General features: G+C 53.2%; 27 protein-coding genes. 8 read left to right on the plus strand and 19 right to left on the minus strand.

Annotation, left to right across the window (positions count from 1 at the left end; translation table 11 throughout):
- Positions 1-85 precede the first annotated feature (85 nt).
- Positions 86-961, plus strand: a complete 876-nt coding sequence (locus EVJ24_RS04005) for a chemotaxis protein CheV (protein WP_084812901.1) — start codon at positions 86-88, stop codon at positions 959-961.
- Positions 962-1,001: 40 nt separating this feature from the next.
- Here the strand turns inward: EVJ24_RS04005 and EVJ24_RS04010 are convergent, their stop codons facing one another.
- Entirely contained in the window at positions 1,002-1,373 is a 372-nt protein-coding gene (locus tag EVJ24_RS04010; protein ID WP_236637549.1) for an Hpt domain-containing protein, read from the minus strand.
- Between the two features lie 146 nt (positions 1,374-1,519).
- On the opposite strand from EVJ24_RS04010, the gene EVJ24_RS04015 reads away from it, so the two are divergent.
- The gene (locus EVJ24_RS04015) at positions 1,520-2,455 is read left to right on the plus strand and encodes a magnesium transporter CorA family protein (protein WP_131439797.1); all 936 of its coding nucleotides are present in this window, start codon (positions 1,520-1,522) and stop codon (positions 2,453-2,455) included.
- A 47-nt stretch (positions 2,456-2,502) separates the two neighbouring features.
- Here EVJ24_RS04015 and EVJ24_RS04020 read toward each other — a convergent pair whose 3' ends face one another.
- Entirely contained in the window at positions 2,503-3,615 is a 1,113-nt protein-coding gene (locus EVJ24_RS04020; RefSeq protein ID WP_131439799.1) for a PP2C family protein-serine/threonine phosphatase, read from the minus strand.
- Positions 3,616-3,776: 161 nt separating this feature from the next.
- Here EVJ24_RS04020 and ytzI point away from each other — a divergent pair, with 161 nt between their 5' ends.
- Complete coding sequence (gene ytzI, locus EVJ24_RS04025; RefSeq protein WP_131439801.1) at positions 3,777-3,944, plus strand: YtzI protein; 168 nt, start codon at positions 3,777-3,779, stop codon at positions 3,942-3,944.
- 27 nt (positions 3,945-3,971) lie between these two features.
- On the opposite strand, the gene EVJ24_RS04030 is transcribed toward ytzI, so the two are convergent.
- Positions 3,972-6,098, minus strand: coding sequence for a DNA topoisomerase III (locus EVJ24_RS04030; RefSeq protein ID WP_131439803.1), 2,127 nt, complete (start codon positions 6,096-6,098; stop codon positions 3,972-3,974).
- 127 nt (positions 6,099-6,225) lie between these two features.
- Here EVJ24_RS04030 and EVJ24_RS04035 point away from each other — a divergent pair, with 127 nt between their 5' ends.
- Entirely contained in the window at positions 6,226-7,095 is an 870-nt protein-coding gene (locus EVJ24_RS04035; RefSeq protein ID WP_236633371.1) for a DMT family transporter, read from the plus strand.
- On the opposite strand, the gene EVJ24_RS04040 is transcribed toward EVJ24_RS04035, so the two are convergent.
- From EVJ24_RS04040 to EVJ24_RS04050, 3 genes are all read right to left on the minus strand, one after another.
- Positions 7,090-8,475: an MATE family efflux transporter gene (locus EVJ24_RS04040; RefSeq protein WP_131439807.1), complete on the minus strand. Its 1,386-nt coding sequence runs from the start codon at positions 8,473-8,475 to the stop codon at positions 7,090-7,092. The two genes, EVJ24_RS04035 and EVJ24_RS04040, sit on opposite strands and share 6 nt — an antisense overlap.
- An 81-nt stretch (positions 8,476-8,556) precedes the next feature.
- Positions 8,557-9,810 carry a peptidase U32 family protein gene (locus EVJ24_RS04045; RefSeq protein ID WP_131439809.1) on the minus strand — a complete coding sequence of 418 codons (1,254 nt, stop codon included), beginning with the start codon at positions 9,808-9,810 and terminating at the stop codon, positions 8,557-8,559.
- Positions 9,811-9,820: 10 nt separating this feature from the next.
- Positions 9,821-10,723 carry a peptidase U32 family protein gene (locus EVJ24_RS04050; RefSeq protein WP_131439811.1) on the minus strand — a complete coding sequence of 301 codons (903 nt, stop codon included), beginning with the start codon at positions 10,721-10,723 and terminating at the stop codon, positions 9,821-9,823.
- Positions 10,724-10,871: 148 nt separating this feature from the next.
- Between EVJ24_RS04050 and EVJ24_RS04055 the strand changes: the two genes are divergently transcribed.
- A complete protein-coding gene (locus EVJ24_RS04055) occupies positions 10,872-11,666 on the plus strand; it encodes an SDR family NAD(P)-dependent oxidoreductase (protein WP_236637550.1) in 795 nt (264 codons plus the stop codon).
- A gap of 60 nt (positions 11,667-11,726) precedes the next feature.
- Here the strand turns inward: EVJ24_RS04055 and EVJ24_RS04060 are convergent, their stop codons facing one another.
- The 7 genes from EVJ24_RS04060 to rnz are packed head-to-tail and all read right to left on the minus strand — an operon-like array spanning position 11,727 to position 16,388.
- A complete protein-coding gene (locus tag EVJ24_RS04060; RefSeq protein ID WP_236637551.1) occupies positions 11,727-12,068 on the minus strand; it encodes a hypothetical protein in 342 nt (113 codons plus the stop codon).
- Between the two features lie 17 nt (positions 12,069-12,085).
- Positions 12,086-12,631: a hypothetical protein gene (locus EVJ24_RS04065; protein WP_131439815.1), complete on the minus strand. Its 546-nt coding sequence runs from the start codon at positions 12,629-12,631 to the stop codon at positions 12,086-12,088.
- The gene (locus EVJ24_RS04070; RefSeq protein WP_131439817.1) at positions 12,604-13,566 is read right to left on the minus strand and encodes an ATP-binding cassette domain-containing protein; all 963 of its coding nucleotides are present in this window, start codon (positions 13,564-13,566) and stop codon (positions 12,604-12,606) included. Before EVJ24_RS04070 ends, EVJ24_RS04065 begins: the two co-directional genes overlap by 28 nt.
- Positions 13,526-14,203 (minus strand): hypothetical protein, encoded by a 678-nt coding sequence (locus tag EVJ24_RS04075; protein ID WP_131440096.1) that lies wholly within the window; start codon positions 14,201-14,203, stop codon positions 13,526-13,528. Before EVJ24_RS04075 ends, EVJ24_RS04070 begins: the two co-directional genes overlap by 41 nt.
- Positions 14,181-14,576 carry a DUF4430 domain-containing protein gene (locus EVJ24_RS04080; protein ID WP_236637552.1) on the minus strand — a complete coding sequence of 132 codons (396 nt, stop codon included), beginning with the start codon at positions 14,574-14,576 and terminating at the stop codon, positions 14,181-14,183. Before EVJ24_RS04080 ends, EVJ24_RS04075 begins: the two co-directional genes overlap by 23 nt.
- Positions 14,577-14,590: 14 nt before the next feature.
- Positions 14,591-15,481 carry a hypothetical protein gene (locus tag EVJ24_RS04085; RefSeq protein ID WP_071397691.1) on the minus strand — a complete coding sequence of 297 codons (891 nt, stop codon included), beginning with the start codon at positions 15,479-15,481 and terminating at the stop codon, positions 14,591-14,593.
- A gap of 1 nt (position 15,482) precedes the next feature.
- Positions 15,483-16,388, minus strand: coding sequence for a ribonuclease Z (gene rnz / locus EVJ24_RS04090; RefSeq protein ID WP_131439821.1), 906 nt, complete (start codon positions 16,386-16,388; stop codon positions 15,483-15,485).
- 74 nt (positions 16,389-16,462) lie between these two features.
- Between rnz and EVJ24_RS15435 the strand changes: the two genes are divergently transcribed.
- The gene (locus EVJ24_RS15435) at positions 16,463-16,636 is read left to right on the plus strand and encodes a hypothetical protein (protein WP_167615642.1); all 174 of its coding nucleotides are present in this window, start codon (positions 16,463-16,465) and stop codon (positions 16,634-16,636) included.
- Positions 16,637-16,681: 45 nt separating this feature from the next.
- Here EVJ24_RS15435 and EVJ24_RS04095 read toward each other — a convergent pair whose 3' ends face one another.
- Together EVJ24_RS04095 and EVJ24_RS04100 are read right to left on the minus strand one after the other, a co-directional pair.
- A complete protein-coding gene (locus EVJ24_RS04095) occupies positions 16,682-17,812 on the minus strand; it encodes a M20/M25/M40 family metallo-hydrolase (RefSeq protein WP_070327082.1) in 1,131 nt (376 codons plus the stop codon).
- A gap of 171 nt (positions 17,813-17,983) precedes the next feature.
- A complete protein-coding gene (locus tag EVJ24_RS04100) occupies positions 17,984-18,982 on the minus strand; it encodes an aromatic acid exporter family protein (RefSeq protein WP_071397694.1) in 999 nt (332 codons plus the stop codon).
- 67 nt (positions 18,983-19,049) lie between these two features.
- Here EVJ24_RS04100 and EVJ24_RS04105 point away from each other — a divergent pair, with 67 nt between their 5' ends.
- Together EVJ24_RS04105 and fadH are read left to right on the plus strand one after the other, a co-directional pair.
- Entirely contained in the window at positions 19,050-20,132 is a 1,083-nt protein-coding gene (locus tag EVJ24_RS04105) for an N-acetylglucosaminidase (protein WP_233589587.1), read from the plus strand.
- Positions 20,133-20,222: 90 nt separating this feature from the next.
- The gene (gene fadH, locus EVJ24_RS04110; RefSeq protein ID WP_201740346.1) at positions 20,223-20,993 is read left to right on the plus strand and encodes a 2,4-dienoyl-CoA reductase; all 771 of its coding nucleotides are present in this window, start codon (positions 20,223-20,225) and stop codon (positions 20,991-20,993) included.
- 33 nt (positions 20,994-21,026) lie between these two features.
- On the opposite strand, the gene EVJ24_RS04115 is transcribed toward fadH, so the two are convergent.
- The 4 genes from EVJ24_RS04115 to EVJ24_RS04130 are packed head-to-tail and all read right to left on the minus strand — an operon-like array spanning position 21,027 to position 23,705.
- Positions 21,027-21,614 (minus strand): HD domain-containing protein, encoded by a 588-nt coding sequence (locus tag EVJ24_RS04115; protein WP_071397697.1) that lies wholly within the window; start codon positions 21,612-21,614, stop codon positions 21,027-21,029.
- Complete coding sequence (locus tag EVJ24_RS04120; RefSeq protein WP_131439827.1) at positions 21,614-22,288, minus strand: metal-dependent hydrolase; 675 nt, start codon at positions 22,286-22,288, stop codon at positions 21,614-21,616. The genes EVJ24_RS04115 and EVJ24_RS04120 overlap by 1 nt, the downstream gene beginning before the upstream one ends.
- A 38-nt stretch (positions 22,289-22,326) precedes the next feature.
- Entirely contained in the window at positions 22,327-23,049 is a 723-nt protein-coding gene (locus EVJ24_RS04125) for an amino acid ABC transporter ATP-binding protein (protein WP_131439829.1), read from the minus strand.
- Positions 23,046-23,705: an amino acid ABC transporter permease gene (locus EVJ24_RS04130; RefSeq protein WP_071397700.1), complete on the minus strand. Its 660-nt coding sequence runs from the start codon at positions 23,703-23,705 to the stop codon at positions 23,046-23,048. Before EVJ24_RS04130 ends, EVJ24_RS04125 begins: the two co-directional genes overlap by 4 nt.
- Between the last annotated feature and the right edge of the window lie 10 nt (positions 23,706-23,715).

The following is a 23,715-nucleotide window of genomic DNA, read 5'->3' on the forward strand; positions in this document are numbered from 1 at the left end:
TTGACACTTTTCAACTGAAGACTTTGATCGATTTGACCGATAGAGAGGAAGAGAGAACGCGATATAGGAGGGACCACCATTGAGCATGGATCATAATATTTTACTTGAAGCAGGTACGAACGAGTTAGAAATCGTCATTTTCCAGTCAGGCCCGTTTATTTTCGGGATTAACGTCATGAAGGTTCGCGAGATCATCACGATGCTTCCACTCACCCCGTTACCTGGAACGCCTGAGGCGATCATGGGGTTGATCGAACTACGCGGTGAAGTCATGACGGTCATCGATCTCCCGATGGTCATCGGCCATCCTCGTGAAGCCGGAGACGGGGATCGCTTGATCGTCTGTGAGTTTAACGGTGAGAAATCGGTGCTCCGAGTCGACCAAGTGACAGAGATCAAGCGCATCTCATGGGAACAGATCGATACACCGTCAGATCTCGCCCGCGGTGTCCAAGGCATCACGAACGGCGTCGTCAAAACAGGAGACCAAATGATCATTCTTCTCGACTATGAGCGCATCGCTCTCGAGTTGTCACGAAAAGACATCATGGCTCGTGAATCTGTCAAACGACTCGGTGCAAGGGAACGCTCGAACAAACAAGTGTGGATCGCAGAAGATTCGGAGATGCTCCGCACCTTGATTATCGACACGCTCGATGAGGCAGGCTACTTCAACACGACAATCTTCAACAACGGGAAAGAAGCGCTTGATGCGTTCGAGCAAGATGGTGTCGAGTGCGATCTGCTCATCACCGACATCGAGATGCCACAAATGGACGGGTTACATTTGACGAGACGGCTGCGCGAAATGGACCGCTACGCGACATTACCGATTGTAATTTTCTCGTCACTCATCTCAAACGACTTGAAACATAAAGGCGACGCCGTCGGCGCGAACGCACAAATCACGAAGCCTGAGATCGGCATGTTGATCGCGACGCTCGATGAGTTTTTAGCCTAATGACAAACGGAGGGGCCGCAAAATTGCGGCCCCTCTTTCATTACACCAATCGATTGAAATAGGCGTCCCACTCGACAGCGAACCGTTTCATTTGATGCTCGATGTCTTCAAGCACCGGTTCAAGGTTCTCGACCTCGTTCGTCTCACCGGCGAGTTCAAGTTGTTGGAAATGCGACGCCGTCTCGTCGAGTCCGACCGAATAAGAGGCGCCCTTTAACAAGTGGGCGAGTTGTTCGATTTGTTCATGATCTTTCGTCTCGACCACGCGCTTTAATTCAGGAAACTTCGCCTCGAACTGCGCGACGTACGTCTCTGCAATCTTTTTCAGAAAATCTTTATTTCCACTTGCGATTTGATGGAGCTCTGCTAATTTCTCTTCATTAAACAGAGCGTTTTGAGGTGTTTGAGTCATCTCCATCCCTCCTTCTACTCATTCCTTCTGACATTTTAACTCACTGTAGTATGTTTTCGAGAGAAAACAAAAAATCTCCTTCTTTGCGATTGCACTCTCCTACTCGCCTACCTATAATAAAGTTGAGCTAAGGTAGGAGGAAGATTATGCTAACGATTTACCGTACCGACGCATCTGGTCGTGTGCACGAGATCGAAGACTTTGACAAAGGAAGCTGGATCCAACTCGTCAATCCGACGAAAGACGAGGCCGATCAAGTCATTGCCGCCTCCGGCATTCCTGAAGACTTCGTGTACGACCCACTTGATATTGAAGAAAAGCCGCGCTTTGAGAAAGATGACGAAGGCCTGCTCATGATCATTGACGTTCCATACGTCGAAGAAGACGATACGGGACGTGCCTATAATACGATCCCACTCGGTATCATCGTCACGGGACGACATTTCATCACCGTCTGTTCGCGTGACCTCGATGTACTCAACTTGTTCGCTAACGGCAAAGCCCGCTTGTTCCGGACAAACTATCGCAGCCGGTTCGTCTTCCAGATTTTGCACCGAGTCAGCATGACGTACTTGCGGTTCCTTCGCCAGATCGACCGGCGAATGGAAGAGCTAGAGCAAGAACTTCAACGTTCGATGCGAAATCAGGAAATTTTCCAGTTGATGAACTTACAGAAGTCGCTCGTCTACTTCATGACATCGCTCAAAGCGAATGACAGCGTCCTCGACCGCATCGTCAAGACGCCGAGTCTTGAGAAGCATGAAGAAGATGAAGACTTGTTAGAAGACGTATTCGTCGAGCATCGTCAGGCGATGGAGATGGCCTCGATTTATAACGACATCATCAGCATTAAGATGGATGCGTTCGGGTCGATCATCTCGAACAACGTCAACTTCGTCATGAAGTTCTTGGCGTCGATCACGATCGTGCTCAGCATTCCGACGATGATTTCCGGGATCTTTGGGATGAACGTCCAAGTCCCGTTCGAAGGTCAACCAATCGGCTTCATCTTTGCCATCACATTGATGGTAGGTTTTTCGAGTCTCGCCTTTTATATCTTATGGCGGAAACGTTATTTCTAGACAAAAGGATGAAATCGTCACGAGCGACGGTCTCATCCTTTTGTCGTTTAAGTTAGCTTTAACGTGACGAGACACAAGTCGTCGTCAATCTCAATTTTCGGGACGAGCCGTTCGGCAACGTGACGGGCAAATTCTAAGCCGTACGTGGCGATGTCTTTTTCAAGCCAACGGATTCCGTCATCGATGTCTTTGCTGTAACATTCCATCAGTCCGTCCGTGTACATATGCAGGACCATACCTGGCGTGATCTTGATTTCTTTCGATTCATAATTCGGTTCCTCGAACATGCCGACCGGCACCCCAGTCGTCTCGAGACGAGTCATCCCTTCCGGAGACGTTACGATCACAGGCGGATGGCCGGCATTGACGTACTCGATGCGTTGATTCGTCGTATCGATGTAACAATAGACGGCCGTGAAATAACTTTGCATATCGTCGCCCGAAAACAGAAACGTCATCTGTCGGTTCAGTTCGGTCATGACGTCAACCGGGTACTGGACGTTGGCGACAAGGCCTGGCAAGATCGAGCGGATTCCCATCGTGATCAAGGCTGAAGACACGCCGTGACCCATCACGTCGAAGATGATGACACCGTAACGATCAGGCGCGACTTGGAACCAGGCGTACATGTCACCCGCCAATTTTTTAGATGGCAGGTACAGCGCCCGCATATCGATTTCCGCGCTACTGATTGGTGGGGTCAGTGCGCTCTGCTGAATCTTTTGGGCCAAATCCAGGTCATATTGGAGACGCGCCTCATATTTTTTCCGTTCATCGACGGCCGCTTTGTAACGGAGCGCCGAGCGAATCCGAGCGAGGAGTTCGGTGATTTTGATCGGCTTCGTCGTATAGTCGGACGCTTCAGCATCTAGCCCTTCGGCAATTTGCTTCTCTTCGGTCCGGCCCGACACCATGATTACCGGCAGTTCTTCATATCCTGTCATTTGTCGAATCCGTTTGCACGTTTCAATCCCTGAGATGCCCGGCATCTCGACATCGAGCAGGACGAGGTCATACAGCGACGGGGCTTGCGGGTCCATGAGGAGCGCGAGAGCATCTTCACCACTTGAGACCGAGACCGTCTCATAATCGTGTTGATGCAATAATTGTTCGAGAACCATCGTATTGACCGGTTCGTCGTCGACAATCAAAATCGCCATAGTCATCCCTACCTTCTCTGTCAGTGTTCTTCTATATGTTATTGTATCATATCTAATCCAGAGACCAACCATTTCAAACCTGTAACAGTTGTGAGAGACTCAAACATGGAGAACGTCTCAGCTTTTTGTCATACTAAAAGAAAGAAAGCGAGGAATGCGCCATGGGATGGATATTTGCCGTGAGCGGATTGATTATTTTACTCGTCTTGGTCGCCTCTGTCGTCGTCATCCAAAAAGGATACGCCTACAAAGACAACAAAGATGACATCGTTCTCGATTACGATGAGATCAATCGCCGCATCACCGAACAAGATCAGCAGGACAAATAGAGCCATCCACGACGGATGGCTCTATTTTTATTTGAATTCGAAACGGAGCGCCCCTTTTTCAAGGTAGAGCGTGGCATCAAACGTCTTGTCGCCTTTTTTGAACGCATGAACATTTGACTGCCCGCCGTTGATCATCTGTTTCAGTTCATCTTTCGCGAGTCCGACGCCGAGAACTTGTTTTGACACGGTGAATTTGCAGCCTTCGCGGTAGCCGCTGCAACCGATGAACTTCGGATGCTCGACGAGTCCTTTTCCACAGCTCGGACAGACGCCAAACGACGCTTTTGGCCGCGAGGCAGATTTCTTCCCGAATCGTCTCGGTTCAATCGTATAGCCTTCCGGATTCGCCGCCGCGACTCTCGCTTTGGCTTCTTCGACGAGATGAATCGACATCTTTTTCGCCTGGTCGATGAATTCGGCCGCAGACGCAGACGCCTGTCCGATCTCATGGAGCCGCTTCTCCCATTTCGCGGTCATGGCCGGCGAGGCGAGAATGCTGTCGCCGAGCACATCGATTAACAGACGGCCTTTATCGGTCGGAACGAGCTCTTTCTTTTGAAGTTCAACATAACCCCGCTTCTTCAAGCCGTCGATGATGTTCGCCCGAGTCGCTTCCGTGCCGAGCCCCTCGACTTCTTTCATGATATGGATCAGTTCCTCGTCGTCGAGCTGTTTCCCGGCGACTTTCATCGCCATGATGAGCGCGCCTTCCGTATACCGTTTTGGAGGCTCTGTCTGTTTCGATAACACTTCGACTTTCTTTTCAGTCAACGGCTCACCGGTTGTCAGCACCGGAAGCTCGACGTCTTTTGACTTCATCTCGACGACTTGACGGTACCCGGGGCTGACAACGACCGTCCCTTTTGCCCGGTATAAGTCTTCCCCGTCCATCAAGTCGACGGTCGTCTTCTCGAGTTTGGCCGGGGGGGCGAACGCTGCGAGAAAGCGGCGGTTGATCAAGTCATACAGCTTCGCCTCATCCCCGCTAAGTCGACCCACATCGCCGCACGCTTCGGTCGGAATGATCGCGTAGTGATCGCTCACTTTTTTCGCGTTGACGTAGCGGCTGTTCCGGGACGGGTTCTCGGTCAACACGTCAGCGAGTCCGGCATATGCCGCAGACTTCAACAGCCGTGCTTTCGTTTGGGGGAACAGCGTTGCCTCGTCCGGCGTCACGAAACTGGAATCGGTCCGTGGATAACTGATCCACCCTTTCGTGTACAGCTTCTGGGCGATATCGAGCGTCTTCTTCGCCCCGAAACCAAAGCGTTTGCCGGCCTCAGCTTGGAGACCCGACAGACTGAACCAGAACGGAGGGTGTTCCACTTTCTCTTCTTTATCGATTGATTTTACGATCGCCGTCCCGGTCGCTCGGTTGACGACCGCTTCGGCTTGTTCATGCGTCTTCAACTTCGTCGTCTTGCCGAGCGTATATTTCGCTTTGAACGTGCCCCGTCCTTTTTGGAGCGTCGCTTCGACCTCGAAATAAAGCTCCGGGACGAACTGTTTGATTTCACGCTCCCGATTGACGATCAAGGCGAGCGTCGGCGTCTGGACGCGTCCGAGCGAGAATACGTCTTCAATCCCGATCGTCTTTAACAGCGTCGTATACGCTCTTGATGCGTTCATGCCGACGAGCCAGTCGGCACAGGCGCGGCTCATCGCCTCGTGGTAATACGGAATCGTCTGGTCACCAGGCAACAGCTGGGCGAAACCGCGATCGACCGCCTGCTCGGTCAAACTCGAGATCCATAAGCGCTCGAGCGGTTTTTTGTTGCCCGCGAGCCTCAAGATGAGGCGAACGATCGCCTCCCCTTCCCGCTCGGCGTCGGAAGCGATGATGACGTCCGTGATGGAGCGGTCGTGAAGCCATTTTTTGATTGTCTGGAACGGCTTCGACTTGCCCTGCGAGATGCGGTAGTCGAACCGGTCTGGGACGATCGGAAGTGACTCATATTTCCAAGATTTCCACTCCGGACGGTAGTGAGACGGCTCTTGGAGTTCACATAAGTGTCCGACCGCCCAAACGACGATGGCACCTTCTGGGAAACGTTGACACGCTGCGATTTCAATCTCGTCTTTTTTCTTTTTTGATGGATATGGCGCTGCCAGCTTTTGTGCCTGCGACGGTTTCTCCGCAATGATTAATCTCATGTGATCCCTACTTTCGTTGTCGTTCGAACGACCTTGTTAGAACGACACTTTCGAAAAAGAATGTTTTTTCTCGTATGTTTCATTATATCATTAGAGGAATATGTACAAAACCAAAGGGGGATGCCTGTTGTCTTATTTAATTTTATTTGCCGCCGTCTTTTTCCTATCGACGAGCGTCTTGTTCGTCAAATGGACGTCCGCACCGGCGGAGACGGCCGCATTTTACCGCATGCTGATCACGTGTGTGATGCTACTGCCATTTGTTGACTTCAAGTCACTCATTGGGACACGCCTTATGACGCGATACGCCTTGTTGCTCAGCGGGACACTGCTCGCGTTTCATTTTTGGCTTTGGTTTCTATCGCTTGACTATACGACCGTCGCGAGTTCGACATTGTTCGTGACGTCGAGCCCGATTTTCGTCTTGATTGGAAATGCACTCTTTTTTAAAAAGCATCCGACACGAAAAGGGTTGGCTTTCGCGCTCATCGCTGTTTTGGGCGGAATGCTCGTCGCGGCAGGTGACCTTCAACTCGGACGTGAAGCTCTGTTTGGGGACCTACTCGCCTTAGTCGCCGCTCTGCTCATCGCCGGCTATTGGCTCGTCGGCCAACACGTCCGTGCCGAAATGAACACGAATACATACTCGTTCAGCGTCTATTTCGTCGCCACGGTCGTTCTCTGCTTCATGCTCCTCTTCCGGGGGACGACTTTTACCGCCTTCGAATCTGTCAACTGGTGGTATTTCCTCGCCCTTGCCTTCTTCCCAACGATTTTAGGACATAACTTGTTCAACTACGCTCTCGCTCGTGTCAGCGCGACCGTCGTCAGCATCACCATCCTCGGTGAAGCGCTCTGGGGCATGTTGTTCGGATTCGTCTTTTTCGAGGAACGGCTCGGCGTGATGCAATGGATCGGCGCGGCCGTCTTGCTCGGCGGAATCTACTTGTTCCTAAAAGAAGACGCCCGCTCTACAAGAACGGACGTCGTTTCATAAGTTGGTCACTTTCGCTTCTGCCTCTTCTTCAGACGGACGGAACAATAGCTTGCGGTCCCATACCGCCATGCCGACCGCCGTCAAGAAAGTCAAACCGTCAGCGATCGGAAACGCGAGCCAAACGCCGAACACACCGAAGTAGTTCGGTAAGATGAAGACGAGTGGAATCGTATAGAGCGTCTGTCTCGATAAAGACAAGAACATCGCGACGCGGGCTTTCCCGAGTGATTGATAAATGCCGTTGACGAGCATTTGCACGCTCGGGAGAAACGAGACAGCGAACAATACGTGAATCGCCGTGACGCCGCCGGCAATCAAGTTGGCGTCAGACGTGAACATGCGCATGAGCGGTTCCGGAATCAACTGGAGCGTCAGCCAGATGATGACGGCGATGGCAATGCCGGCCCGCATCGCCGTCCAGATCGTCTCTCGCATCCGGTCGAATTGTCTGGCTCCGAAGTTGTAGCCGACGATCGGTTGCATGCCTTGGACGATGCCCATGATCGGCATCCCGACGAGCGCCATGAATTTATTGATGATCGCGAAGATGGCAAGCTCTTCGGTGCCACCATACGTCCCGAGCATGACGTTGACGCCGACGAATAAAATCGACTGCGACACCATCATGATAAACGAAGACGACCCGATCGCCATAATCTCTTTCAACTCGCCGAACCGCAGTCGAAACTTCCGCCATTGGAAGTCGAGCTCGGTCCGGCGATTTTTTTTCGCGAAGAAGAATCGGAGCATGAGGACCGATCCGACGACTTGAGCGAGCGCCGTCGACCAAGCGGCCCCGTATATGCCCCAGCCGAACGTGAAGATGAACAACGGCGTCGTCACTAAGTTCACGACGACAGTCGTGAGCATCACTTTCATCTGATACGGCGCTTGCCCCTCAGCCCGCACCATTGCGCTCGCGGCGAGGGTGAACATGAAGAACGGTGAGCTGATAAGCACGACCGATAAGTATTGACGACTCAATTCCATGATGGCTGACGTCGCCCCGAACACCGTCAAGATGTCGTCCAACATGAAAAAGGCGGAACTGACCGCGAAGGCGGCGAACACACCGACGAGGACGAGCACGTTCAAAAACGTGACGGCGGCACCGGCATCGTCCCCTTTGCCGAGCTTCCGTGAACTGATCGAGGCCCCGCCAAGTCCGACCGCGCTTGAGACGGCCATGAGAATCATTTGAATTGGAAAAGCGATTCCGATGGCGGCCACGGCAGTTGCCCCGATCCCGCGGGCGACGAAGATTGTATCGATGATATTGTAGAGCGCCGTCACCAGCATGCCGATCATCGCCGGCAGCGACAGCTTGAACAGCAGGCGTCCGATCGGATCGGTCCGGAGCTGCTCCGTATTTTGATTCATGCTTCCATCCCCTTTTTCGTCTATGTTAATAGGTTAGCAAGATTGGATGGAACGGTCGACTATGTTGTCTTACCGGATGTGTCAGACCGGGCTCGGTACAGACGTGCTCGCGACACCCGCTTTTCGCTTACGCATGATGAAGTCGGTCGCGACAGGTTGGTCGACTTTGACGCGTACCGTCATCATCGCCTGGTTCGCCGTCTCGAGCGGCATCCCGGTCTCATCGAACAACTCGTCGATCCGTTGCGTGAAGCGGACGAACCCGGGACCAAAGAATTCGACTTCTTCTCCGCGACGGAAATGGTTACGCTGCTCGAGCGTCGCCATGCCTGTCGACGCTTCATACGAGATGACGCGCGCTGCGAACGCATATTGCGGGATGGCGCGCGGTTTGCCGAACAATTGCTCTTTCTCGGTCGGGATGCCGTAATAGAACCCGCTCGCGAGCTCCCGTTGCGCCGCTTTCCAAATCTCTTCTTCCCATGCCGGGTCGAAGACGAATCCTTCAGGATCCTCGCAGTAGGCGTCGATGACTTGACGATAGACGTTACAGACGGTCGCCACGTAATGGATCGACTTCATCCGTCCCTCGACTTTCAAGCTATCGACGCCGGCATCGACCAAATCGGGTATGTGCCGGACCATCGCAAGATCGACCGAACTCATCGAGAACGGTTCCTCATCGCGCGCTGCCATGTCATCTGTCAACAACTCATCCGCCTCGAAGAAGCCGTATTTCCAGCGGCACGACTGGGCACAGCCGCCGCGGTTCGCATCGCGGAGCGCCATATGGTTCGACAGCGTGCAACGTCCCGAGTAGGAGATACACATTGCGCCATGGACGAACGCCTCGATCTCGACGTCGACTTGACGCTTCATCTCTTTGATTTCTTCCATCGACACTTCACGGGCGAGAACGATTCGCTCTAGTCCTTCCTCTTGCCAAAAACGGAGCGTCTCGTAGTTTGTCGCCGACGCCTGGGTCGACAAATGGACCGGAAGACCGGGCGCGTCCGTGAGACAGACCTCGATCATGGCCGGGTCCGAGACGATGACGGCGTCGATGCCGATGTCACGGAGTCGACAGAAGAAATCGCCCGCGCCATCGATATCCCCTTCATGGGTCACCATGTTCGCGGCGACATACACTTTCGCCCCGCGCTCGTGCGCGAATGCGACGCCTTCAGTCATCTCCTCGTATCCGAAGTTGCCGGCCCGCGAGCGGAGCCCGAACTGTTGACCACCGATAAAGACCGCATCGGCCCCGTAAAGAATCGCCATCTTTAATTTTTCTAAGTTTCCTGCCGGAGCTAGTAGTTCTGGACGTTTTTTCATCTTGATCCCCTCACTTGATCTCTTCTGGATTTCTTAACAGCAGTCCGGTCCCAAGCCGGAATTGTTCAGGTTGGAGTTCGGCGAGACGCCGTTCCATGAGCGTGCGGTCGAACTGGCCATTCAACAAATCCGACCGGGCTTTGTCGAACAGACGGACGATGTCGACGAACGCATCCCCGGCATGCCACCCATCGAGTTTCCACGTATGCAGTCCGCCTTTTAAGAGCACCGGCAATTGACCCATGAGCGTCAAATCTTCGGAGAAGACGTGCGTCCCATTGTCGTCTTGGTAGACGGGATAGCGACTGTCCGCATCAGACGGTTCGCTCATATAGTACTCGCGCGCTTCCGCGTCCCCTCTCGACCGACCGATCTCATTGAAATAGTTCGTCAATAGCGGTCGTTTCGAGTGATGGATACATGTTGGTCCGTACACTTGAACCTCGACGGGGAGCCCGATCTGCTGTTGAATCATCCCGAGTTCGGTCAGTGTCACTTCACGGGCCGCGACAGCCCCGATCGCGTCGCGCTTACCCCAAAATTGAATGTGTCGCGCCGACGTGACGAGCGTTTGAGCATCGTACCAATAGGGGATATTTGCATTACGGATCAAGCGGATTGCACCTGGATCGCCCGCCGTCACACTGTCGATCCCGATTTGCTTGAGCGCGTGTAAGTAATCCGGCAACGCCTCGATTTGATCGTTATGCATCAAATTGTTGACGGCAACCGTCACTTCTTTGCCGTAACGATGGGCGAGCGCTGTGACTTCTCTCACAGCAGGAAGCGACCAGTCACCTTTATGGCGTAAACCAAACGTCGACTCTCCGATATATAGACGGTCTGTCCCCGCCATGATCAGCGCCTCTGCTTGTTCGACGCTTTGTGCTGTAGTAACTAGCTGAATCATCATCTGTTTTTTCTCCTGACTTTGTGAGTCTAATCACATATTCTTGATATACTTTAGCACACGTTCAAGCGTGTCGACGAAGCAGGAATTTAACAACTGGTGAAGAAATCAGTAACAATGTATGACTTTTTAATTGAAGGAGTGGACGATTTTGACAAAAACAGCCTTGATTACCGGTGCCTCGACTGGCATCGGCCTAGATCTCGCCGTCTTAGCGGCCCGAGATGGATTTGACTGTATTCTCGTAGCTCGTAGCGAGCCACGGTTACATGAACTCAAAAAAGTGCTTGAAAAACGATACACGATTAACGTGCACGTATTCGCACTCGACCTATCTGAACACAACGCCGTGAAACGGTTGACGAACGCGATTGACGACGCCGGGCTCACGGTCGATTTTTTAATCAATAACGCTGGTTTCGGTACGGCCGGCGAGTTTATCGAGCTCGATGCGGAAACCGAGGCCGAAGAGGTCCGGTTGAACGTCAACGCCTTGACCGAGTTGACGAAAGCGTACTTGCCTGACATGGTCGCCCGCAATCACGGCTACGTCTTAAACGTCGCCTCTGTCGCCGCATTCCAGCCGGGACCGTATATGGCCGTCTATTATGCGACGAAAGCGTACGTCTTATTGCTTACAGAAGCGCTCCATGCCGAGACGAAAGGCACAGGCGTAAACGTCAGCGTCCTTTGCCCGGGTCCGACCGACACCGGTTTCTTTAACCGGGCCGGCAGTGAAATGATGGTATCGAAAATGCCGTCTCATCTCGTCGCTTTCTTCGGTTATAAGGGCGTCATGAAAAATAAACGGGTCATCATCCCAGGCTTGTCGAACCAAGCGCTCGTCGGACTCGCGAAAATTATGCCGCGAGCGGTCAGTCTCGAAATTTTACGTCGATTCCAAAAACCGACAGATGCCTCGGTCGAACAGCTCCCGACATCTTGAACCTAAAACAAGCAGAGCGACTCAAACGTTTGAGTCGCTCTGCTTGTTTAGGTTGAGGAATCAGTCGCCATGGCGTGACAGCTGAATCAGACGTCGAATAAAGATAAAAGCTGGTATCACCGTCATGAGTGCCGTCGTGACGACAAGTGACCAGGCGAACACGGCTTCAAGTGTGACCGTTCGGGTTCGTAGCTCCTCGAGAAGATTGACGTTTTGAACGGACAAGACGATCATCAGTGCCGGCCAAACGCTAGAAGCGAGGATGCTCAACATCGCGTATCGTGTCCGAATGAGCCGACGCGACATCAAGAAGATATTGACGGCCATAAACAATAGTCCGATGAAGAGGAACAAACCGATCTCATACATATTGACGTATCCGCCCATGCTCAACCACCTCACTCGAGTAGTACTCATGTTTACCCGTCTTCTCGGACAAATATGCGAACGAATAAATCGTGTAGGACGATCAAAAAGAAGACGTTTGCGATTCCATGAGCCAAATCGAACGGCAAGCTAAGGATGAGCAATTTGATAAAGTCGGCTCCAATCACTTCCGCGAACGACAAGTTCGCCGTCCAGCCGAATAAAAAACCAGAGCCGAGCCCGATTGACCAAAGTAACATGCGCGACCGTAACAAGATCGGTCGTAACAAGTAAACGAGCGTGATCACGAGCAGCCAACCGAGAAACTGATACAAAACGAACGGACCGAGGCCGAGTAAAAGTCCCGATAAAATCGGGACGAATAAAGCGAGCATGCCTGCACTCGTCCATCCAAAATAGAGCGCGGTCAGCATCAATAGTGCAGTCGTCGGTTGCACGTTCGGGATGGCCATGAAAAGCCACCGTCCGATGACGGCGAGCGCAAGAAGCTGCGTCAATACAGAAATAGGTGACTTCGTCCGCTCAAACTTCGACAAAAGTGCGAACGCGGTTATGAGGGCGAGGACGTAAGTGACCATAACGTACTCCGATCCACGTACTGTTCGCGCGTGCCGTCAAACACGACCGCTCCGCTCGCCATACATAAGACATGACCTGCCGCCGCAATCAAGCGTTCATCGTGGGTCGCACATAAAACACGCGCCGTCTCGGCTTTTTGTACGATTGCCGCAACGAAGGCGTCGCGTTCGTTCTCCGACAGTCCGACCGTCGGCTCGTCGAGGACGATGAGTGACGACGTGGACGCGAGTACCGCCTGCAACTGTTCGACTCGTCGATTCAACGATTTTGGGAACGGCCCGTACTCGGGGTCTGCCGGAAGATAGAGCGGCCGCTCTGATAACTTCACTTTCCCGTATAACGGACGCAGACTCTTCGCCATCAGTTCTAGGAGTGTCGACTTGCCACTGCCGTTCGTCCCGATGCACACCGTTAACCCTGGTCCGTCAGAACGGTACGACACGTGTTCGACCGCGTAGGCGGGTTGCAACGGATGACGATAGGACACGTCTTTGACGTTAATCGATGCTTCACTAGAGGACTTTACGACCGTAAACGCATGTGTTGCACCGCCTTCACGCGACCGGTCCGTATAAGCGACGCTAATCCCGAGCTGTCCTAGCCGCCGAAGCAGCATCGACAAGTGTTCGCTTCGGAATCGATCGAGATAACGGAACGGCTCGATGAGAACGAGCGCATCGGGATTTTCGCCGAGCACATGAGCGATTCGAACGAGCTGTTGTTCTCCGCTCGAGCATTCATCAAATCGTTTTTTGGACAGATGATCGATTTGCAAGAGAGCTGCCAGTTCGGCGCCGCGCATCGCATCATCACCGGCGAGCAGTGAAGCGACCGAACCGGCGAGCGGGTCATCGAGATTGACGATATGGGCCCGCTCTGAAGCGACCCACTCCTCAATTTGCTGATGTCCGTGCTCTGAGGATAACCAACGCATCTCGCACACCTCCTTTCGTCAAATACGGGTAAAGCAACCAGATGAGTGGTGACCACTTAAGCGCCGCCACAAAGCAAATAAACAGGATGAACAGATGAACGAGATCATCACCTTGGAATGAACGTAGGCGCGGCAACGCGTAAACGGGTTCACGGCGCTGGCTGTCAATCCCGACGACGATCGCTTCTCGCCAATCTTGTCGCTGGTGACTACGGAGCGACAAACGGATGGCCCGTTCCATGGACGGGACGAGCGCCCAAGCACCGTACAGCAACCGGGTCGATTGCGGAAAGCGTCGCAAGAGCGGCAATAGCCGTTCTAATCGCATGAAACGGCTCGCCCAAACCATTCCGAGTAAAAACGTCGCCAAGCGGACAATTTGGCCGCTGAGCGCACGGATGGAGACGTCCCACTGGAGCAAAATCGGTGCGAGCGAGATCAGCGCGAACGCGACAAGCAGACCGAGCATCGCAACGGGAAAGCGCCGCTCTAACAGTAACAACAAGACCAGCCCGGCGAGCAGACTTAACGAACCGTTCACATGGATCAAGACGTACAGATGGACGAGTAGAAAGAAAAGGAGCGTGACAGCATGTCTACGCTCCCAATCCGCCTCATTCGAAGAAAGAAATCGCATCTTCTTCAAACCGCCATTGGATGATATCGGTGGACTCGACTTCTTTTGCAGCCGCCCCTTCATCGCCAGGGCTGCCGTTAAAGGCGTACACCCAGCCAGATGACTGACCGGCCGATTTTTCTTGAATCCCGTCGATTGCCGTGACGTAGGTCATCTCCCCGCTTCCGACCGAATCAATCGGCAATTCTGTCGCCTTGAGGGCATCGAGCACCGTCGCCCCATCCTCTAGGCAGACACTTTTCTCATGGTACAACGTCTCTTCCGTCGACGCGTCGTAAACGGAAATCGTCGGTTCGACGTCACAAGACTCACTTTGTCCGTTCGATGTCTCTTCTCCAGCACAAGCTGCCAATAAAGGTATCATCATACCCATGATGAGCAATTTTTTCATTGATCCGTCAAATCCTCTCGTTGGTGGATGGAGTAGTTGTAAAGAATCGTATATTTTTCGCCTGTCGTTCTGCCTTCACGGGTCAAACCGGTCAATTGAATACTGTTGGCGAGCACGGGTTCGCGCTGGAGCCAGAATTTGACGATTCGTCCGTCCCGGTTGATCATGAGCATCGCTTCGTTCTCGAACGTGTACATGTCGTACAGTCCGTCAAATGAGAGCTGCAAGAGCGGTGCCTCGACTTGTTTGGCAAAGTCTTCCCACGCTGTCCCCCGTACGGCTTCGATCACGTGTTCGAAGTCAACGAGCTTCTCGAAAAAGGCTCGACCGGAACTTTTGTTCATCTCATCGACTTGACGATACTCAAGTTCCCCTGAGTCGTCATAGTTGATGCGGATTTGCTGGAACGAGCTGTTGCGTTCGACCATGAGCAAATACTCGAGTGACTGCAGTTCACCGTCCCGGTCGACAATCATCTTGCTACGATCGAGCTTGATCACCTCGCCGTTGATCCGGCGTAAAATCGTATCTGTCATCCGGTCGAACGACTCGTCTTGCACCGACACCGGCCCGATTTGTTGAGATTCGGCCCGGAATTCGGATTGGTCGAACAAAGGTACGAACAGTAAAACGATGAAGAAGAAGAAGCCGACGAGCGCCCCGTACCATTTATACCGGCTGTTTCGTTTTGGAAAGAACAAGAATGACATCAAAAATCCGATTGGGATATGAAACCCGCCGATCGGAAACGAAACGATTCCGAGCAACGAGTAGAATAAGAACTTGGCGAAAAAGTTCGGTTCTGGTTCTTTCAACTGATTCAATCTTACACCTAGCAACAGGCTGATGACGATGAAACCTAGCCAAACGTATAGTTGTATTGTCACATCAATCCCCCACTATAAACTCGGAAAAGTCGGTTGCCACATGGCTATCCGCAAACCCAGACACGACCTCGGCCTCAAATTCTGCTTCCCGGCCTTGGTAGCGGGCCGAGATATGGGTGACGATCAACCGGCCCGTACCTGCCTCGTTCGCGAGCCTTGCGGCTTCGACCGTCGTCGAGTGACCATACTGTCTCGCAAGTTTTGACTCCCCCTGCATAAACGTCGCCTCGTGGACAAGAACGTCGGCAGCTTGTGCGAGCACGAATGCATTCTCGCACGGAGTCGTATCCCCTAAGATGGCGACGATCGCTCCACGGACCGATTCTGTGACATATTCTTTAGACGCGTATGTTTTCCCTGCAAATTCAAACGTGTCTGCTTGTTTGATTGTCTGATAGATTGGACCGCTCGGAATACCGAGTGCTCTCACTTTGTCGACGAGGAGCGTCCCCGGACGCGCCGGTGCCTCGATGCGAAACCCGTAAGATGGAAAGCGATGCGCGAGCTTCCGCACCGTGACGAGGTGACCGTCTTGCTCGAACGTGTCCCCGTCCTCATATTCGACAATCGTCAGGTCATAGCCTAAATATGAACCGGTCAGTTTCAACGTCAGCTCGAGCCATTGCTTGATGCCACGCGGCCCGTACAGCGTGAGCGGATCCTTTCCGTCGAGGGCGGAACGCGTCGATAAGAAACCTGGCAACCCGAAGACATGGTCTCCGTGTAGATGCGTGATCCAAACAGCCGATACTTTTCGCGGTTTGATCGTGGTATGGAGAATCTGGTGCTGGGTCGCCTCCCCGCAATCGATCAGCCACGTCTGTTTAGGCAATATGAGTGCGAGCCCGGAAACGTTCCGTTGTTTCGAGGGCATGCCTGAACCAGTTCCTAAAAAATGTAACTTCATAAATATATTTGTCCTTTCTGCTAGCCTAATCCATGCTATACTTGAGTCACTCGTTGAAAAGGATGTGATCCGTGATGAATAAAGTTGAACATTCCGATGCTTTGTATGAAGTGATTCGGGAACGAGCGACTTCAATGAATCGCAAACACCAACAAGATGCAGGCACCTCGATCCGAATTCACGACATAGCGACCGAACTTCACTGCTCAGACGAACTCGTCTTAGAATCGTTGGAGTTCGCCGCATAAACACACGAACACATAGGAAGAGCCGACTTAGCGTCGGCTCTTTTTTTAGTTTGTTTCCCGTGTTGCGACTTGCTCGACAATTTCAACAACGAGTTCAATCAACTTATACAGTTCGACGAGTGGCATGCGTTCGTTCGTCGTATGGATTTCTTCATACCCGACCGCAAGGTTGACCGTCGGAATGCCTCCACCGGCGATCACGTTAGCATCTGAGCCCCCGCCCGAATGAAGGATACGAATCGGACGTCCAATCGCTGTCGCGGCTGACTTCGCCACTTCGACGACTTCGTCGCCTTCTTCGAACTTGAAGCCCGGGTACATGATGTCAATCTCGACTTCAGCACGACCACCGTGCGTCTCAGCCGCTTCGATATACGCTTGCTTCATCGCTTCGGCTTGCGCTTCCATCTTATCGTGGATAAGCGAACGGGCCTCGGCGAGCACTTCGACGTAATCACAGACGATATTCGTCGCACGTCCGCCTTCGAAGCGTCCGATGTTAGCCGTCGTCTCTTCATCGATCCGACCGAGCTTCATTTTTGCGATCGCTTTCGCTGCGATTTGAATCGCCGAGACCCCTTTTTCTGGGGCGACACCGGCGTGGGCCGTCTTCCCGTAAATTTTCGCGTTCACTTTTGCTTGGGTTGGAGCTGCCACGATAATATCGCCGACCGGTCCGTCCGAGTCGAGTGCGAAACCGAATTTCGCATCGATTTTCGAGAGGTCGAGCACTTTCGCACCGACGAGACCCGATTCTTCACCGACCGTGATCACGAACTGGATCTGACCGTGTGGGATTGCCTCCTCTTTCAAGACCCGAACGAGTTCGATCATCGCTGTAAGCCCCGTCTTGTCGTCGGCACCGAGAATCGTCGTCCCGTCCGTGACGATATAACCGTCTTTAATACTCGTTTTGATGCCTTTACCTGGTGTGACCGTATCCATGTGGGCCGTGAAGTAAATCGGGTCAACGCCCTGTTTCGTCGCAGCCAACGTGACGATAAGATTGTTTCCTGAATGCGCAGTTTTCGTCGATGCGTCGTCTTCGTAGACGTCACATCCGAGTTCTGTGAAGACCGACTTTAAATGCTCACAGATGACCGCTTCTTCTTTTGTCTCTGAATCGATGCTGACCAACTGTAAAAATGTGTCCAGCACACGTGTCTCGTTTACCATAAAAACATCCCTCCATCCAAACATTTCTTGGTTATTATAACAAACTCATGTCGTTTGCACGAACCTTTTCCATTCTGTACAATGAGGTCAAACACGTTTTGGAGGATTCTCATGAGAAAAAAACAACAAAAACGACAACGCATCATTCAAATCGGCGTCGTCGTCATCGTATCAATCTTCTTGCTTAGCACGTTTTTGTCGGGAATGGCCATGTTCCTGTAACAGGAGAATGTATCGTTCTTTCAAGATCAAGTAACTCTTTACATCTGACAAAATATTTAGCAGTGACGAGCGTACCTCAAATTCCTCACGCGATGTGGGGAGAGGTACGTTTTTTCGATAATGGTCGATGATCTCCTCGAGCTCGCGAAGAAACGCCGAGGCGTCAGCCTGCTCGTTGACGTTGTCGCCGACGCGGCGTAAAAATGTGGCGACGGGTTTCGCCTCATTGACGACCATCGTGATTTCCCGCGCATTATCAGCAATCCGCTTCAAAATGTCGTACTGGCGCTCGCGCATCCGGAAGTATAGATAGTCCATGTCTTCGTTGCGCTTCCCGATCGAGTTCCCCATCCGGCGGAGCGCCAAGTCTTTCCCGTTCTTTAAATAGTCACGCGTCTTCAACAGCATCATCGAATGGTTATTGTACACACCGGTCTCGACACAGGCTGCGACGTCATAGAAGTGGACCGCGAGCGCCCGGTTGATACTCTCTTTAATGCGCTCGATGTCTTTATCGAGCGTCGGCATGTACATGTTGACGACGAGTCCGACGCCAACCCCGATCGCGATCAACAGGAGTTCGTTCAAGAACAAGTCGAGTGAGAACCGTCCTTCGGTGTACAGATGGGTCAAGATGACGACACTTGTGATCATGCCGTCCTGCAGTTTGAGCTGTTGAACGAGCGGGATGAACATGACAAAATAAAGTGTGAGCGTCGCTGGAGAATAGCCGAGTAACGTGAACATCAACGCGCCCATCCCGATGGCGAGCAAACTTGCCATGACACGTTCATATGAGGCCCGAAATGACTTCTTGCGCGTCTCTTGGATGCTGAGGATGGCGATGATGGCCGCGAAGACGTAGTAATCGAGATGGATCGTCTCAGCGATGAGCATCGCGATCCCAGCCGCGACCGCCGTCTTTAACGTACGTGTACCAATTTTCATATCATTCCCTCCTCTCATACAAAATTGTTTACTAGTTTTCTCTGTTTGGCAATCCTCAAGTTTGGAAGTGATCCTATTGAAGAAAAAACAACGACGCCGGCTCTTGCCCGCCCTGCTCAGCTTAGCACTTGCCATCTTCGGCTTTCTTTGGTTACAAGAGCGGGGCAACGGGACGTACACCGTCGAGACGTTCGCAGATGGTGACGTCTCGTCCCGTCACTTCGAGTCGCTCGCTGAAGCCCGCACTTACATGGAACGCGGCGACAATCGCGCCTTGCTCGGCCCGTCCGGCGAAGTCATCGACTTTACCGGCACCGGCATCGCCGTCACGCCGACCGACCGGGTCACGAACCTGTATAAAGATGCCGCGTTCAAAGAGCGGCAGTCGTACGTCGCCGGCGGCACCCGGCTTAGGCTCGTCGGAAAGGGTTCTGACCATTTGCGAGTCACCATCTCCGGTGCCGACGTGTACGTACCGCTGGCCGACATGACGCTATACCCGGACGCCGTCGTCGAGAAACGCGGCTACTACGAGATGCGAGACGGACAAGTGCTCCATACCGTTGAAGCGAACGGGAACTTGGCTGGGACGTTCTTGGTCGGACCGGCCCCTCAGGAAGCGTCGGACCGGTTTTATACAGAAAACGTCCGGGACGTCTTCGATTCACCGTACCAATTCGCCTCGATTCAGTCCAAATCGCCGTACTCGGCCCGCGAACTCGATCAATTTCTTGCCACGCTCGGTGACAGTCCGCTCACCGGAAAAGGTGATGCCTTCAAGGACGCCGAAGCCGAGTTCGGTATTAACGCCCTGTTCTTACTCGCCGTCGCCGGTCACGAGTCGGGATACGGGACGTCCGCGATCGCCCGCGATAAAAATAATCTCTTCGGGTTCAAAGCGACAGATGACGACCCGAGCGGTAACGCCTCGACGTTCGCTTCAGTCGAGGCGAGTGTTGATGCTGCGGCCCGCTTGTTCGCCGAGAAGTATGTGACCGGATCGTACGACCGCGGCCCGTTCCCCGGCAACAAGCAAGAAGGTGTCAACGTCTTCTACGCCTCGGACCCGTATTGGGGCGAGAAAGTCGCCGGGACGATGTATCGCATCGACCGCGAGCTCGGATTAAACTATTTGGAACAGCTCCAGTGACGGCCAAACGGCCGTCGCTTTTTTTTTGCAGGAATCCCAAGAGTCAAACCCGAATACTAAAAATGAACTACCATTCATTCAAAGGGGGAGATTCATTTGAAAACGATTTGGATTACCGGCGGTTCGTCCGGCATGGGGAAATCGATGGCGCTAAAATTTAAAACAGAGGGCTGGAACGTCGCCATCAGCGGCCGCAACGAGGAACGCCTACAAGAAACGATGACTGAACTCGAGGCGATCGGTGCGGGACAAGCGTTACCCGTCCAACACGACGTCCGCGATTACGAGGCGTGCGCCCAAGCGCTCGATCAGATTGTCGAACGATTCGGTCCGGTGCATGCGCTCGTTAATAACGCAGCCGGCAATTTTGTCTGTCCGATGCTCGATTTGACACCGAACGGTTGGACGAGTGTCATCGACATCGTCTTGAACGGCACGTTCAACTGTACGCACGTCCTCGGAAAGCACTGGGAGCGCGAACAACTCCGTGACGGTTCGATCATCAACATGGTCGCGTCGTACGCGTGGCAGGCGGGTGCTGGTGTCGCACCAAGCGCCGCCGCTAAAGCAGGCGTCCTGAACTTGACCCGGACACTCGCCGTCGAATGGGGCTATCAGTTCGGGGCCCGCGTGAACGCGATCAGCCCGGGACCGATCGAACGGACTGGCGGGGCCGACAAACTCGCGGTCCACGTCAAAGAAGTCGAGCGCATCCGCCGCAACGTCCCGCTCGGCCGCTTCGGGACACCGGAAGAGATCGCCGACCTCGCTTTCTGGATGACGTCGGATGAGATGCGTTACTTGAACGGTGAATGCATCTCGCTCGACGGCGGGCATTGGCTCAATAAACATCCATTTTAACGCCAAACGGCCGAGGATCCCTCCTCGGCCGTTTTACATATCTTCGCCAACCCATTCCGCCTCGAACTGCTTCAAGAAAGACGTCATGAACGCGTGACGGTCGCGGGCGATCGCTTTCGCCCGGTCCGTATGCATCCCGTCTGCGAGCAAGAGCAGTTTGTCACTAAAATGCGCGATGGCGCTCGAAGGGTCGTCCGGATCATAGAGCGGTGTGCCTCGTGATCCGGCATACTGGAACGTCCTGGCGATGCCGATCGCACCGACCGCATCGAGCCGGTCTGCGTCTTGAATGATCGCACTCTCGAGCGTCGTCGGCAGTCTGCCTTGCGAGAACGACGTCTCCGCGATGACGGCGAGTACGTGATCCGTCTGGCTTGTACTGAGGGCGATCGTCTCGAGATGATGCCGGACGAGCCCTTTGGCTCGTCCGAGTTTCGCGTCCTCGACGTCATGAAGCAGCGCTGCGAGCGTGACGACGAGCGGGTCGACCGCCATCCCTTCAGCGAGATGTTCGGCGAGCCGACGCACCCGTTCGAGATGACTCATGTCATGCCCGGTATGATCTCCGGTATGAAGCTTCGTCACGAAACGTTCGGTCGCTTGAATCGCTTGACGCGTCATCAAATCTCGATCGTCGTGTTCGGTTCGATCAACAGACCGCGCTGATGTAACTGGTCACAAAAGGCACGTGCATCTTGTTTGATCGGTGGGAACGTATCGAAATGGATCGGGACGATTCGTTTCGCCTGCAGCCAATGGGCGGCATCGAGCGCGTCAACCGGACCCATCGTGAAGTTGTCCCCGATCGGCAGGAAGGCGACGTCGATCTCGAACCGTTCACCGTACAGTTTCATGTCCGAGAACAATGCCGTATCACCCGCATGGTAAAGCGTTAGTGAGTTCGTCTCGATGATGAAGCCACCCGGCATCCCCATATAGACCGGGACGTCGCCCATGTCAAGGCTCGAGCTGTGGAACGCCTGCGTCATCGTCACACGGCCGAACGGGAAGGAATACCCGCCCCCGATATTCATGCCGTGGACCGAATAGCCTTTTTTCTCGTAATAGGTCGCGAGTTCATGTGTCGCGACGATCGTCGCGCCCGTTTCTTTCGCGATCAGTTCGACGTCCTCGATATGGTCGAAATGCGCATGCGTCAACAAGATGTAGTCGGCTTTCAATGTCGCCGGGTCGACGTCCGTATGCGGGTTACTCGTCAAAAACGGATCGATCAAGACGCTCGTCCCGTCGATATCGAGCTGGACTGTCGCATGGCCATAGTAAGTGATCTTCATTCGAATCCTCCCTTTCTGGTGTCAGATGGAACGTGTCATCACAAGACTTTTTCTAAGAACCGTTTGGCCCGGTCCGTCTGCGGGTTGAGGAGCAGGTCGTCCGGTTTGCCTTCCTCCATCAAGATTCCTTCATCAAGGAACAGGACACGGTCAGCCACTTCACGGGCAAAGCCCATCTCGTGCGTGACGACGACCATCGTCATACCTGAATCGGCGAGTCCTTTCATGACGTCGAGCACTTCATTGACCATCTCCGGGTCGAGCGCCGACGTCGGCTCGTCAAACAACATGACGTTCGGCTCCATGGCAAGCGCCCGGGCGATCGCGACACGTTGTTTTTGTCCGCCTGACAACTGACTCGGATAAGCATCGATCTTCTCCGATAATCCGACACGCTCGAGCAACGTCTTCGCTCGTTCGATTGCTTCAGCCTTGCTGACTTTCAACACGTTGATCGGTGCGTACGTCAAGTTGTCGAGCACGTTCATATGCGGGAACAAGTTGAACTGTTGGAACACCATACCGATATTTTGCCGTGCCTTCGAGACGTTGGCCCCTTTTTTCGTCAACTCGTATCCGGCGACGCTGACCGTTCCGCTTGTCGGCACTTCGAGCATGTTCAAGCAACGTAAGAACGTCGACTTACCGGAACCCGACGGACCGATGACGGCGACGACTTCTCCTTGTTCAATCGAAGTCGTAATCCCTTTCAACACTTCAAGGTCACCGAACTGTTTGTATAAATCCTTTACTTGTATCATCTGCCATCACTCTTTCTTAACCGTTTTTCAAGACGTTGACCAAAGTATGTCAACACCATCACTATCGTAAAGTATATCACACCAGCGAACAGGAGCGGTTCGAAGTAGATTGCCTTTTGTCCTCCGACGATTTGGGCCCGGCGCATAATATCGAGGACGCCGACCGTCGAGACGAGTGCCGACTCTTTCGTGAGCGTGATCATCTCGTTGACGAGTGCAGGCAAGATGTTTTTAAACGCCTGCGGCAAGATGATCGAGCGCAGCTGTTTGACATATGGAACACCTAGCGCGTCAGACGCTTCCCACTGGCCTTTGTCGACCGCTTGAATCCCGGCCCGAATGATCTCCGAGATGTACGCCGCCGAGTTGAGCGAGAAGGCGATGACGGCCGATTGATAAGGTGTCGTGATAAAGCCCGTCAACTGCGGTAAGCCGAAGTGGATGATGGCGAGTTGCAAGATGAGCGGTGTTCCCCGGAACACGGCCGTGTAGGCGTGTCCGATAAAGTTGACGAGACGGTTCGGCACGATCTTGAACGTGGCCACGATGACACCGAACGTGATCCCGAACAGCGCCGAGACGAGCACGACTTGAAACATGACCGGGATCCCTTCAAGAATGTACGGGATAGAATCATAAATCCGACTAAAATCCATTATAAGTTCC

This window comes from Exiguobacterium sp. SH1S21, from assembly GCF_004337175.1.
GTDB classification, from domain to species: domain Bacteria; phylum Bacillota; class Bacilli; order Exiguobacteriales; family Exiguobacteriaceae; genus Exiguobacterium; species Exiguobacterium aurantiacum_A.

Coding starts and splice junctions, on each gene's coding strand:
- EVJ24_RS04005 (WP_084812901.1), top strand. CDS start 86: ATGGATCATAATATTTTACTTGAAGCAGGTACGAACGAGTTAGAAATC.
- EVJ24_RS04010 (WP_236637549.1), bottom strand. CDS start 1,373: ATGACTCAAACACCTCAAAACGCTCTGTTTAATGAAGAGAAATTAGCA.
- EVJ24_RS04015 (WP_131439797.1), top strand. CDS start 1,520: ATGCTAACGATTTACCGTACCGACGCATCTGGTCGTGTGCACGAGATC.
- EVJ24_RS04020 (WP_131439799.1), bottom strand. CDS start 3,615: ATGGCGATTTTGATTGTCGACGACGAACCGGTCAATACGATGGTTCTC.
- ytzI (WP_131439801.1), top strand. CDS start 3,777: ATGGGATGGATATTTGCCGTGAGCGGATTGATTATTTTACTCGTCTTG.
- EVJ24_RS04030 (WP_131439803.1), bottom strand. CDS start 6,098: ATGAGATTAATCATTGCGGAGAAACCGTCGCAGGCACAAAAGCTGGCA.
- EVJ24_RS04040 (WP_131439807.1), bottom strand. CDS start 8,475: ATGAATCAAAATACGGAGCAGCTCCGGACCGATCCGATCGGACGCCTG.
- EVJ24_RS04045 (WP_131439809.1), bottom strand. CDS start 9,810: ATGAAAAAACGTCCAGAACTACTAGCTCCGGCAGGAAACTTAGAAAAA.
- EVJ24_RS04050 (WP_131439811.1), bottom strand. CDS start 10,723: ATGATGATTCAGCTAGTTACTACAGCACAAAGCGTCGAACAAGCAGAG.
- EVJ24_RS04065 (WP_131439815.1), bottom strand. CDS start 12,631: ATGGTCACTTACGTCCTCGCCCTCATAACCGCGTTCGCACTTTTGTCG.
- EVJ24_RS04070 (WP_131439817.1), bottom strand. CDS start 13,566: ATGCGTTGGTTATCCTCAGAGCACGGACATCAGCAAATTGAGGAGTGG.
- EVJ24_RS04075 (WP_131440096.1), bottom strand. CDS start 14,203: ATGCGATTTCTTTCTTCGAATGAGGCGGATTGGGAGCGTAGACATGCT.
- EVJ24_RS04080 (WP_236637552.1), bottom strand. CDS start 14,576: ATGGGTATGATGATACCTTTATTGGCAGCTTGTGCTGGAGAAGAGACA.
- rnz (WP_131439821.1), bottom strand. CDS start 16,388: ATGAAGTTACATTTTTTAGGAACTGGTTCAGGCATGCCCTCGAAACAA.
- EVJ24_RS15435 (WP_167615642.1), top strand. CDS start 16,463: ATGAATAAAGTTGAACATTCCGATGCTTTGTATGAAGTGATTCGGGAA.
- EVJ24_RS04095 (WP_070327082.1), bottom strand. CDS start 17,812: ATGGTAAACGAGACACGTGTGCTGGACACATTTTTACAGTTGGTCAGC.
- EVJ24_RS04100 (WP_071397694.1), bottom strand. CDS start 18,982: ATGAAAATTGGTACACGTACGTTAAAGACGGCGGTCGCGGCTGGGATC.
- EVJ24_RS04115 (WP_071397697.1), bottom strand. CDS start 21,614: ATGACGCGTCAAGCGATTCAAGCGACCGAACGTTTCGTGACGAAGCTT.
- EVJ24_RS04120 (WP_131439827.1), bottom strand. CDS start 22,288: ATGAAGATCACTTACTATGGCCATGCGACAGTCCAGCTCGATATCGAC.
- EVJ24_RS04125 (WP_131439829.1), bottom strand. CDS start 23,049: ATGATACAAGTAAAGGATTTATACAAACAGTTCGGTGACCTTGAAGTG.
- EVJ24_RS04130 (WP_071397700.1), bottom strand. CDS start 23,705: ATGGATTTTAGTCGGATTTATGATTCTATCCCGTACATTCTTGAAGGG.